Source organism: Nitratireductor indicus C115 (assembly GCF_000300515.1).
Lineage (GTDB): Bacteria > Pseudomonadota > Alphaproteobacteria > Rhizobiales > Rhizobiaceae > Nitratireductor > Nitratireductor indicus.
The window spans coordinates 1-10,567 of the sequence record NZ_AMSI01000038.1; the positions used below are offsets into that span (position 1 = coordinate 1).

At 60.8% G+C, this 10,567-nt stretch carries 12 protein-coding genes; 1 reads left to right on the top strand and 11 read right to left on the bottom strand.

Translation table 11 applies throughout. From position 1 onward, the window contains the following. The 10 genes from NA8A_RS23750 to NA8A_RS23795 form a co-directional block, all read right to left on the bottom strand. Nucleotides 1-924: VirB4 family type IV secretion/conjugal transfer ATPase (locus NA8A_RS23750; protein ID WP_009452993.1), on the bottom strand; the 924-nt coding region annotated here is incomplete at its 3' end. Beyond that, the gene (locus NA8A_RS23755; protein WP_009452994.1) at nucleotides 918-1,190 is read right to left on the bottom strand and encodes a VirB3 family type IV secretion system protein; all 273 of its coding nucleotides are present in this window, start codon (nucleotides 1,188-1,190) and stop codon (nucleotides 918-920) included. The genes NA8A_RS23755 and NA8A_RS23750, both read right to left, overlap by 7 nt. Continuing rightward, on the bottom strand, nucleotides 1,190-1,498 hold the full coding sequence (locus NA8A_RS23760; protein WP_009452995.1) for a TrbC/VirB2 family type IV secretion system protein: 309 nt from the start codon (nucleotides 1,496-1,498) through the stop codon (nucleotides 1,190-1,192). The genes NA8A_RS23755 and NA8A_RS23760 overlap by 1 nt, the downstream gene beginning before the upstream one ends. Before the next feature lie 10 nt (nucleotides 1,499-1,508). Further along, nucleotides 1,509-2,477, bottom strand: a complete 969-nt coding sequence (trbB, locus tag NA8A_RS23765; RefSeq protein WP_009452996.1) for a P-type conjugative transfer ATPase TrbB — start codon at nucleotides 2,475-2,477, stop codon at nucleotides 1,509-1,511. Further along, nucleotides 2,474-2,887, bottom strand: a complete 414-nt coding sequence (locus tag NA8A_RS23770; protein WP_009452997.1) for a CopG family transcriptional regulator — start codon at nucleotides 2,885-2,887, stop codon at nucleotides 2,474-2,476. Before NA8A_RS23770 ends, trbB begins: the two co-directional genes overlap by 4 nt. 116 nt (nucleotides 2,888-3,003) lie before the next feature. Continuing rightward, complete coding sequence (locus NA8A_RS23775) at nucleotides 3,004-5,034, bottom strand: conjugal transfer protein TraG (RefSeq protein ID WP_009452998.1); 2,031 nt, start codon at nucleotides 5,032-5,034, stop codon at nucleotides 3,004-3,006. A gap of 552 nt (nucleotides 5,035-5,586) precedes the next feature. Further along, nucleotides 5,587-6,141: a toll/interleukin-1 receptor domain-containing protein gene (locus NA8A_RS23780; protein ID WP_009452999.1), complete on the bottom strand. Its 555-nt coding sequence runs from the start codon at nucleotides 6,139-6,141 to the stop codon at nucleotides 5,587-5,589. Between the two features lie 13 nt (nucleotides 6,142-6,154). After that, entirely contained in the window at nucleotides 6,155-7,603 is a 1,449-nt protein-coding gene (locus tag NA8A_RS23785) for an SIR2 family protein (protein WP_009453000.1), read from the bottom strand. Nucleotides 7,604-7,606: 3 nt separating this feature from the next. Further along, nucleotides 7,607-8,095 carry a TIR domain-containing protein gene (locus NA8A_RS23790; protein ID WP_009453001.1) on the bottom strand — a complete coding sequence of 163 codons (489 nt, stop codon included), beginning with the start codon at nucleotides 8,093-8,095 and terminating at the stop codon, nucleotides 7,607-7,609. Between the two features lie 212 nt (nucleotides 8,096-8,307). Beyond that, complete coding sequence (locus NA8A_RS23795) at nucleotides 8,308-8,697, bottom strand: hypothetical protein (protein ID WP_009453002.1); 390 nt, start codon at nucleotides 8,695-8,697, stop codon at nucleotides 8,308-8,310. 403 nt (nucleotides 8,698-9,100) lie between these two features. Here NA8A_RS23795 and NA8A_RS23800 point away from each other — a divergent pair, with 403 nt between their 5' ends. Then, on the top strand, nucleotides 9,101-10,087 hold the full coding sequence (locus tag NA8A_RS23800; RefSeq protein ID WP_240532852.1) for a nucleotidyltransferase family protein: 987 nt from the start codon (nucleotides 9,101-9,103) through the stop codon (nucleotides 10,085-10,087). Nucleotides 10,088-10,457: 370 nt separating this feature from the next. Here the strand turns inward: NA8A_RS23800 and NA8A_RS25745 are convergent, their stop codons facing one another. After that, entirely contained in the window at nucleotides 10,458-10,544 is an 87-nt protein-coding gene (locus NA8A_RS25745) for a hypothetical protein (RefSeq protein WP_420864582.1), read from the bottom strand. Nucleotides 10,545-10,567: the final 23 nt, after the last annotated feature.

Here is a 10,567-nt window from a genome sequence, read left to right on the forward strand (position 1 = left end):
TCCGGCAAACCCGGCGCGGTTCAGCTCGTTTGTCACCACCTCGCGCAGGATCGCCGCGATCGACTTGCGCTTGGAAAACCACTGCCGGCGCAGCCTGGTCAGCGTCTTCGTGGCTTCCGCCTTGTCGAGGGGAATGAAGCGGGTCACCCAGCGATAGGTAAAATCCTGATGATTGAGCGCGTCGAGGACTCCGGGCCGGGTGGTATTCGGGAAACCGAGAATGGAGAGCGTACGCAGATGCTGGTTGCCGAGCATCGGCTCCAGCCCGCCGGTGAGCGGCGTGTCGACCAGCACGCTATCGAGATACATCGGCGTCTCCGGCACGGCGACCGCGTGACGCCTGGTCGAGATCGTGTCGTGCAGGAAGGTCAGCGTCTCGGCGTCGTCGAGTGCGCGCACTTCGGGCATCAAGCCTGACAGGAGATCGAGCACCCGGTCGGTCTCGTCCCGGAACCGCGTCAACTCTTGGCGCCAGTTCCTTTGTCCTTCAGAATGATCGGACTCGACCAGGGCGCTTTCGGCGCGTGCCTGGCCATCCGGTGGCGGCATGAACAACAGGGTCAGGTGATAGCGGCTCTCGAAATGCGCGATCTTGCCCTCGAATGCCGCGCGCCGTTCCTCGTCGACCAGCCACGAGGCGGCGTCGGGAAACTGCGAGTTCGGATAGTCCAGCGCCTCGATGCGCTCGGCTTCGAAGAATAATGCCCAGCCGGAGCCGAGCCGTCTCAGCGCATTGTTCGCCCGCGCACAGATGCCGACGAGCTCGGCTTCCGTCGCGCTTTCGAGATCGGGCCCGCGGAACCGGAACGTGCGCTGGAAACTGCCGTCCTTGTTGAGAACTATGCCGGGCGCGACCAATGCCGCCCATGGAAGATAGTCGGCAAGCCGGTCGGCCCGGCTGCGGTATTCGACAAGGTTCAGCATGCGAGCCAACCCTTCTGGCGAAGGTGACGGACGAGCACGCTGGCAAAATCCGGATCGCGGCGGGCGGCAAAAACCGCCAACGTGTGGCCGGCAATCCAGAGCAACAAGCCGGCGATCCATTGCTGCATCCCGAGCCCGATCGCCGCAGCTACCGTGCCGTTGAGGATCGCCACAGCACGCGGCGCACCGCCAAGCAGGATCGGCTCGGTCAGCGATCGATGGACCGAAACCTCGAAACCTTCGATATGCTGCTCGCCGGTCGCCATCAGACGAGCGCCCCGCCGCCGAAGGAGAAGAAGGAGAGGAAGAAGCTCGAAGCGGCAAAGGCGATCGACAGGCCGAAGACGATCTGGATCAATCGGCGGAATCCGCCCGCCGTGTCGCCGAAGGCGAGCGTCAGACCCGTGGTGATTATGACGATCACCGCGATAATCTTGGCAACCGGCCCCTGCACCGATTCCAGAATCTGCTGCAGCGGCTCTTCCCACGGCATGCCTGAACCTGCCGCATGGGCCGGCGCCGTGAGGACAAATACGATGGTGGTCGACGATAGAAAACGAAGCTTCTTGCGCATGAAAATTCTCTCAAAGCTGCTGGAGTTGTGGGAGGGTGAGCTGCATGACGGCGTAGTCGCCATTGCCGTCGAGACCGGTGACCTCGGCGATCGCGTCGATGCGGCGCGACGACCCGCGCCCAGCGATGAAGACGATCAGATCGATGGCGTCCGCGATGAGGTGGCGAGGAACGGTGACGACGGCTTCCTGGGCGAGCTGCTCGATACGGTAGAGCGCCGCGCGCGCCGAATTGGCGTGGACTGTAGCAATGCCACCCGGATGACCGGTGTTCCACGCCTTCAGCATGTCGAGGGCTTCCGCCCCCCGGACCTCGCCGACGATGATGCGATCGGGTCTGAGGCGCAGCGTCGAGCGCACGAGATCGGCGAGGGAGACGAAGCCACGTCTGGTACGGAGCGCAACACAATCCTTCGCCGCGCATTGCAGTTCGCGTGTGTCCTCGATCAGGATCACGCGCTCGTCACATTCGGCCACTTCGGCGAGCAGCGCATTGGCAAGCGTCGTCTTACCCGACGACGTGCCGCCGACGACCAGGATGTTGCGACGTTCCCGGACCGCCTTCCTGAGCGCATCGGCGTGGACCAGCATCATGATCCGGTCGGTGACGTAATCGGCCAGCGTGTAGAGTTTCGCGGCCGGCTTGCGGATGGCGAAGCATGGCGCCAAGACCACCGGAGGCAGCACGCCCTCGAAGCGTTCGCCTGACGCCAGTTCGGCGCTGACGATCGGATTGTCGGCATGGGCTTCGGCGCGCACGTGGGAGGCGACCAGGCGGATGATGCGTTCCGCCTCGGACGGATGCATGCGCACGCCGCTGTCGACCCGGCCCTCCCCCAGCCGGTCGAGCCGCAGCGCGCCGTCGGGATTGACCATCACCTCGATGACGGAGGGATCGGCCAGTGCATCGGCGATCGCCTGCCCCATCGCGGTGCGCAGCATGGCGCGGCGGCGGTGATCGGCCTCGGGATGAGTGGTCATTCACCTCCCTCCCCGCCATCGCCTTCATCGAGCGAACGCTTGCCCGACGCGATCTGGCGGCCGACCTGCTCGACGAATTTCCGGAAGCGCTCCTGCGCGATCGCCTGTGTCGCCTTGTCCGGAACCGGCGTGTGGGCGTGAAGCGTGATGGAAAAACGGATGAAGAGCGCCAGGCTCTCCAGAATCATCTCGGCATCGCGCCGGACATGATCGAGATCGCGCGAAAGACGGTCGAGCCTCCTGCCGTAACGCCGGTCGAGCTCGTTCTCACCGCGATGGTCGATGAAGGCCTCGACCGCCTTCGCCACGATCTCCGACTTGGTGGTCGAGGGATTGCGGCTGAGTTGATCGAGCTTCCTGCTCAACTCGGGATCAAGGAGAAACTGATGACGGATGCGTTCGGGCTTCATGCGGCTCGTTCCAGTTGACCAGCACTGATGCGCCGGATGCGGAGCGAGCATGGTTCAAAAGCCGAAAATCGCTTATGGCCCTTATCTACGCTGAGATGCGCCCGGCCACGGAAACGTCAGAAACCGGGCAGAATATCCTTGTCCTCGCCCATACCCTCGTTGATGCCGTAGGCGCGCGCGGCATTGGAAATCCGTTCCATGACTTGTCTGTCGGCGACCGTCTCGCTGTCATCGTCGGCGGGCTTGAACAGCTCACCCTGGTCGGGCTGTTCGGCTTTCCTTTCGCTTTGTGCGGGCAATCCCGGATGACGCTGCTGCTGGACGCCGCCGTCGTCTCCGGGTGTGGTGTCGGCACACCCGCCCTCGGCGGCAAGACGGCGGTCCACGCCGCGCACCTGGCCGCTCCAGTCGCCGGGACGTTGAGCAGGGCAATCCGCATAGGGACCGTCGCGCAGAACCGGCGAAGGCAGAACGCGCTCGGTGAAGTTTCTGTCCTGGTAATATCGCAGCTTGCTCGCGCGGATCGGCGGCAGGCCGGAGACCAGCACCAATTCATCGGCCGGCGGCAATTGCATCACCTCGCCCGGTGTCAGTAACGGGCGTGCCGTCTCCTGGCGGCTCACCATGACATGCGAAAGCCAGGGTGCCAGCCGATGGCCGGCATAGTTGCGCATGGCGCGCAATTGCGTCGCCATGCCGAGCGCGTCCGAGATGCGCTTGGCCGTGCGCTCGTCATTGGACGAAAAAGCAATCCTCACATGGCAATTGTCGAGAACGGCGTTGTTCTCGCCATAGGCCTTGGAGATCTGGTTGAGCGACTGCGCGATCAGATAGGCGCGGATGCCGTAGCCCGCCATGAAGGCCAAAGCCGTCTCGAAGAAATCGAGCCGACCGAGCGCTGGAAACTCGTCCAGCATCATGAGCAGCTGGTGTTTGCGGCTCTTCTTCGGATCGCCTTCAAGCCGTTCCGTAAGCCGCCTGCCGATCTGATTGAGCACTAGGTGCACCAGCGGCTTGGTGCGCGAGATATCCGACGGCGGCACGACGAGGTAGAGCGACACCGGCAAGTTCGCATCCATGAGGTCGGCGATGCGCCAGTCGCAGGCCGATGTCGTCGCCGCCACGGTCGGATCGCGATAAAGCCCGAGGAAGCTCATCGCCGTGGACAGGACGCCGGAGCGTTCGTTTTCCGATTTGTTCAGCACCTCGCGGGCTGCCGAGGCGACCACCGGATGCACCTCAGGCTTTCTCGCGGTACCGAGATGATTGGTGGTCATCATCCGCCGCAGTGTCGCGGCAAAAGATCGCTGGGGATCCGACAGGAAAGTGGCGACCCGGGCAAGCGTCTTCTCCTCCTCGGAGTAGAGAATATGCAGGATGGCGCCGACCAGCAGAGCGTGGCTGGTCTTCTCCCAATGGTTCCGCCGCTCCAGCGCACCTTCAGGATCGACGAGGATGTCCGCGATGTTCTGGACGTCGCGAACCTCGTGCGGACCCTTGCGCACTTCCAGGAGCGGATTGTAGCGCGCCGATCGCGGATCGGTCGGATTGAACAGGAGGCAGTGCGAGAATTTCGATCGCCAGCCAGCGGTCAATTGCCAGTTCTCGCCCTTGATGTCGTGGATGACCGCCGAGCCGGTCCAGGAAAGAAGCGTCGGCACAACCAGACCCACCCCCTTGCCCGAGCGCGTCGGCGCAAAGGCCATCACGTGCTCTGGTCCATCGTGACGGAGATAGCGATCCTGCAGTTTACCTAGGAAAACGCCGGCTGGCCGAAACAGCCCCGACCTTTCGATTTCCCGCCTCGTGGCCCATCGTGATGAGCCATAGGTCGTGACCAGTCCGCGCTGCCGGGCCCGCCAGAGCGAGCCTGCGATCGCCGCGGCGCAGCCCATGAAGCCGCTGGCGCCAGCCAGCATGCCCGCCCTGTCAAAAACCTCCGGCGCATAGGCTCCGAACTGGAACCACCAAACAAACAGTTTCCACGGCTTGTAAATCGGCCAGCCGGCCGCCACAAACCATGGCGAGCCGAGTTGCTCCTGATAGCCCAGCATTTCGGCGCACCACTGCGTCGCCGCCCATACGCCAAGGACGACAATGGCGAACACGACAGTGACTTGGCCGACAAGGAGCTTCGTCGGTGTCATCAGCGCTGCTCCGCTGTTTTGGCAGATCGAGAAAGAATGGTGCCGAATGTCAGGAAATCGAAGTGCCCCTATGTGCGATCAGGTGCGATCAAGCGGCCGGTTTTGATCGCATGGTTGCGTTAAGCGGCCAGTCGAAGGCATGTTTCCGGGATGTCCACGGTGGGTGCAATTGAGCCGGCCGCCGCGGCCTTCTCGATCGACGATTCGCGGACATGCCCGGACGTCGCCAAGCTGATTTCCGAAACGGCGTATTTGGGGCCGGATGCCGACTGTCCGGTGGCGGGCAAAGGACGTTGGTAAGCGGACATTCGTCATCGGTGTCTATTCGGCGGCGACCTCGGCCTTGCCACAGACGATCAATGAACCTCCGTCCCTGTCCTTGAGCGGGTCCAAAACCGCTCGATGCGACTTACGCACCGCCAACCTGCTGGAATTGAGGCGTGAACTGGCGCGACGCTGTCCGCTCTCGCTACCATTCAATGATCCGATATCGGCCGCGGCCGCGCTTTCGCAACGGTTTGGCCCTGCGGCGCGCGGCTGGGCGAACATCAGCTACCAGCCGGCGAGCCAATCGGACAAGGGCGTCGCGGTATTGGTCTTATGATCCCAGACCATCCAGAGCGGCTTCTCTTTCCCCCTCATGGGCCCCCACACTATGCGGGGATACAGGCCGAGATACTCCCACGTGGCCCAGGTCATGTCGTTGGTATCGTCGGCGGATGGGAATAAGGCTATCTTGTCGATGCTCTTGAACCCGTCGGCGACCCCGAGTTCCCAAGGTACCCAGCGGCTCTCTTTGCTGTTCTTGCTGGCGAGAAGAACAAAGCGCTTGGTCTGCCTGATGCGCGTCTTCAGTAGGGATGCCGTTTTTTCTGTCGTGTAAGGTGGCATCTCCGGATCGACCTTGTCGGTGTAAACTTTCGCCCCGTGGTTCTCGAGGATGATCGTGGAGCCTATGACCAGGTCCTCATCCTTGGTCGAGTGTGATAGGAACGTGGAGCCCTCCAAAGGTCGCTCTGAGGCGGTTTTGCGTATCGAAGCCCGTTCGCTCGGAGTTCGCTTGGCAGCGATCTGACGCAATTCGTCACGCGTGATGAATTCCGGCATATGCCCCCGGCACCTAGTCGGTTTCAGCTAGTCGTTTCAGTATATCCGCGATCAGCGACGTAAGTTGCTCCAAATCCGCTGCGGAATTGGCAAGAATCTGCAGCTCTTCATCCTTCGGTCTCTGCGCGTCGGGCCCGCTCGATGCGATAGCGGAGCCCATGAGCTCATCAGCGATTCGGCCAGCAGCTCCACCCGTAGCTCCGATCGGCAACAGAAACGCACCTGCCTCCTTGGCCAATGCATATTCTTCCATAACGCCGTCAGCCGGAGTGATAAGACCGCCCGTCATCTTTCCCCCACCCACGAACACGACGACGCCGGCGAGTCGGGCGAGTTCCGTCCGTAGTGCAGTCCATCTGGCCTTATCTGCCGAGTCTCCGGCAAGCGGTTGCGGGAAGGCACGTACTATCAGTCGGCGATCGACATCCCATCCCCCTCCCTCCCTGAGGGACTCGATGAAGCCAGCGATGGCCGCCGGTCCCACCAGCATGCCGGACCCGCTGACGAGATCGCGCCCGCTTGTTCCGATCAGGCGTCCGACATTTTCCGAGAAGCGATACAGGCTGGCGGTGTGTGGATCGGGTATGTCGAGCGGCCAACTACCGCTTACCCATACCCGTAGAGCAGCCACCCGACGTTCGACCTCGCGCAACAGCGCGGGAACCTCGTCATAATCATCAATCTCTACGGCCAATAGGCCGTAGCGGCTGAGATCCTTCGCCCAGAGCCGATGCTGAGCGGCTCGTGCTCGATACTCCTTATTGGACGCGAAATCGTCCTTTCTGGGTGGGCGCAGGAGCGCAAAATGCTCCGGCGGCGCATCTGTGAAGCTTTCACGAATAAGCGACAGCACGTGACGGATGTTGGGGTCGGTGAGGCTTAGGCCGACGAACAGCATCGACATGCTGCTCAAATGCGCCTGTAGCAGTGTCGAGAATGCACCACGCCGAGAACGGTACAGTTCATAGTCGTCAGTAGAAATGACGATATCATCGAGCCGATCGACAGAGCCATGCATCTTGTACAGTCGTGCGGCGCCCGGGGTTGCCCTGAGGCTAAGATCTTTGGCACCTGAAACGACATCGATGGGCCGATTGACCGCAACGAATGCACGCTCCGTCAGCCGATCATAGTTTGTTGTCCAAATGTGGCGCAGCGGAAGTCTTGCTAGAGTCTCCAGCGTTTCCGGCACCTTCCTGTCTTTGCCGATCTCGTGCTTGATGACGTTGCGAACACCGGTAGCGCCTCCGCTCTCGCGGATATGCCACTGCGCAAGGGCAGCGAGATCATGGATATCGCTCGAGTTAATGCCCAACTCGTCTCCTATTTCTCGCAGGAGGGAGGCCCAAGAGGGATAGCCGGCGGCCATGGATACGCCGGCACCGATGAAGACCGCAGCCGAGCCCTCATGCAGAGCTGCCGGGAACTCCTTCAGGAACCGGGTCCGGCCGACGATCGCCATATCCTACCTTCCAGCGGCGCGGGCGGCCGCTTCGATCCAACTGGGCATGTTTGTGTAGCCGTCGTCTCGTACCCAGTCATATTCGCTGTAGATCGAACTTAAGGGCACCTTCTGCCCACCTCTATCGACCTGCCAATAGGAAAGGGGGTTTTTACCTTGATTGTCGGCACCGGTCTGAGGATGTCTGACATTGTGGATGTCGATCGCCAGCAGACCTTTTCCAAGCTCGTAGCTGCGCTTTATCTCATGCCTGACCCATTCACGCTCATAAGTCTCAGCGCCAAACAGTACGACGGTCACGGATGTACCTTTCATCTGTTCTTCAATCCACTTTTCGATACCGCCTACGCGCTTCTTGGCCTGCTCGAATTCAGCTTTGTCATAGAATGGCGGAGCCTCACCGTTCGCCCTTACTACCCAAGAATTTCGCACTTGCACGACACGGTGCACGTCTCGGTCATAGTGAAAACTGAAGAATACCTTCCGAGCCATTCTGCCCTCCACAATGATCGGAGAAGAACTAACACGTTTGGGATTGGATGTCTTTCGCGTGCAATAGAGTGACCACACATCATCCCCAATACATATTGCGGTGACAACAAGGGCGGTTTCTGGCCCGGCACAGCCTCTCTTGACGAGGACCTAAACTGCGCCAGGCAGGGTGCCGAAGTTGTCCTAGCGCACTGCGTGTGGTAGGCAGCACCTCAACGGGCCAGAGAAATAGAGCCCAAAATCAATCCCAGAGCACCCAGCGCAACAGACCAGACGGCAAGCCACGCGGGAACATGCACGGCTGGATCAGGCACCGACAAATACCAGCGAACCCTGCCGCAGAACCCCACTCGCGTCAGCGTCAATTCTATAGAACCGTTTTCGTCAACGCTCAGGTCAGCACGTTGGTCGATGTCCAGCAGTATCTTGTCATCCTCTTCTTCGTGCCCGAGAACGCTTGCTAGAAAGAACACATCGCCGTTGGAAATTCTGAACACAGTGAACCTTTTGGCCCCATTGCGTCGGCTGTAGTGGATGCGGACTCGACCCCGGCCGATATCATCGAGCGGCGCCTTTCCAACCTTGAATTTGTAGCTCGCCATCCTCTGCGCGTCCTACTCCTATTGCGCCAGCCGATATGATGTCGGCAGCGTGGCAAACGGCTGGCACTGCTTCAAGTGAGACGTTTGCATTCTAAGCCTAGACGATTGCTTCTGGTGCAGTCACGATGCTCTGACCATGTCTGCTTGCAGGAAGCGGCAAAGCTGGTCTCAAAGACCGATATGTCGCGCGAAGCAGCCGGCCAAGCTATCTTTGGCGAAAGCCGGTTTCGATGAGCCTAAAGCGGTTGTTGAAAGGTGGCTCAGGGATAAAAGTCAATTCGCCGCATCTATGCTGCCAGATTCTTTTTTCCAGAAATGCCTAGCAATTTGAACTTTTGATAGGCATATATGTGCCAAGCAAAAATTGAAAGTGATAGGCATGACTCCACTCAGCAGCATCGCGATGAGCGCGTATACCGATCTGGTACGGCTCTTGAGGGACGATGCAGTGTCCGGTGTCGAGGGCAAACCGACCCTAAAACAACGCGGCGACAAGGCCTATTGGTATGCCGCACGCCGCGTCGGATCAGAGATGCGCTTCTTCTACATCGGCGAAGACAGCGACGAAACGCGCGAGCGCATCGACCGTATCGAGGCACTGCACACGACAGCGAAGGAACGGCAGGCTGAGCGGTCACGGCTGGTCCGTCTGCTGCGGGCGGAGGGCATGACACCGACGGACCGGGCGACCGGTTCCATCCTATCCGCCATGGCGGACGCAGGGACATTTCGGCTGGGCGGCACCATCGTCGGGACGAATGCGTTTCGCCTATATGAAGGTGAGCTTGGCATCCGCCTGCCCTTGGGTGGAATGGCAAACACCGGCGACATCGACATCGCCCAATTCGAGAAGCTCAGCGTCGCTCTGGAGGATCAGGTCGACCCGGGCCTGGCCGAGACGTTCTCGGCGCTGAAGTTCGATCCCCTCCCAGAACTCGATCAAGGGCGCACATGGCGCTGGGCGCAGGGCGGCAGTGGCCAGTTGGTCGAGTTCCTCACCCCCGCATTCGGTGAGGAAACCATCCGCGACCTGCCCGCACTCGGCGTCAACGCGCAGGCACTGAACTATCTGAATTTCCTGATCGCCGAACCGATCCACGCAGCGGCCATCTATAGATCCGGCGTTCTGGTGCAGGTGCCCCGCCCCGAGAGGTACGCGATCCACAAGCTGATTATCGCTGATCGGCGGCGCGATGGTGCGGGCAGCCTGAAAGCGTCGAAGGACCGCGAGCAGGCGGAATTTCTGATCGAGGCGATGGCCGAGGACCGGCCGGACGATCTGCGCCGAGCCTATGAAACCGCAATGGGCGTCGGCCCCCGCTGGCGCGAACACATAGCGAACTCGTTGAAGCGGATGCCGGACACAATGAACACCCTGAACAATATTTAGTGGCGAACGTTGTGGCGATGATCGGCACGATCAGCCCGAAAGCGGTGATCGACATCATGATGCTGAGGTAGGCGCCGATCATGGTCGTTTACAGCTTCCCAAGCGGCAATGGCATCGACGAGATCGCTTACGCTGATACTGGACGTGATCGACCACGGGCTTCGCTGGGCGACGTCTGACGACAACATCAGGAGACTGCCATATCTCGCAGTGCTGACGTTGAAAATCCAATGCAAAGCGTCCGCTTTCAGTACCACCATGAGCGATCGGAACGATCGACTTGGACGCGCAAAGCGCCGTTCGCACCATGTGCGACGAAGAGCGTTTTCGGATCGATGCATGCCATCAAGGCAATTCGCCAGACTGCCCTTCACGAAACGCTGGGCCCACTTCTCTGCCGTCCGATCGTCCAGGAGATCCCCTCGCGCCGCACCACGCCGGAGACCTGCCTGCCGATGTGAACCGCGCCGGGTTTGCCGG

Excerpts from the sequence above, each read along its gene's own strand:
- NA8A_RS23800 (WP_240532852.1), top strand. The coding sequence starts at position 9,101 with ATGAGCGCGTATACCGATCTGGTACGGCTCTTGAGGGACGATGCAGTG.
- NA8A_RS23760 (WP_009452995.1), bottom strand. The coding sequence starts at position 1,498 with ATGCGCAAGAAGCTTCGTTTTCTATCGTCGACCACCATCGTATTTGTC.
- NA8A_RS23775 (WP_009452998.1), bottom strand. The coding sequence starts at position 5,034 with ATGACACCGACGAAGCTCCTTGTCGGCCAAGTCACTGTCGTGTTCGCC.
- NA8A_RS23795 (WP_009453002.1), bottom strand. The coding sequence starts at position 8,697 with ATGGCGAGCTACAAATTCAAGGTTGGAAAGGCGCCGCTCGATGATATC.
- NA8A_RS23790 (WP_009453001.1), bottom strand. The coding sequence starts at position 8,095 with ATGGCTCGGAAGGTATTCTTCAGTTTTCACTATGACCGAGACGTGCAC.
- NA8A_RS23770 (WP_009452997.1), bottom strand. The coding sequence starts at position 2,887 with ATGAAGCCCGAACGCATCCGTCATCAGTTTCTCCTTGATCCCGAGTTG.
- NA8A_RS23755 (WP_009452994.1), bottom strand. The coding sequence starts at position 1,190 with ATGGCGACCGGCGAGCAGCATATCGAAGGTTTCGAGGTTTCGGTCCAT.
- NA8A_RS23785 (WP_009453000.1), bottom strand. The coding sequence starts at position 7,603 with ATGGCGATCGTCGGCCGGACCCGGTTCCTGAAGGAGTTCCCGGCAGCT.
- trbB (WP_009452996.1), bottom strand. The coding sequence starts at position 2,477 with ATGACCACTCATCCCGAGGCCGATCACCGCCGCCGCGCCATGCTGCGC.
- NA8A_RS23780 (WP_009452999.1), bottom strand. The coding sequence starts at position 6,141 with ATGCCGGAATTCATCACGCGTGACGAATTGCGTCAGATCGCTGCCAAG.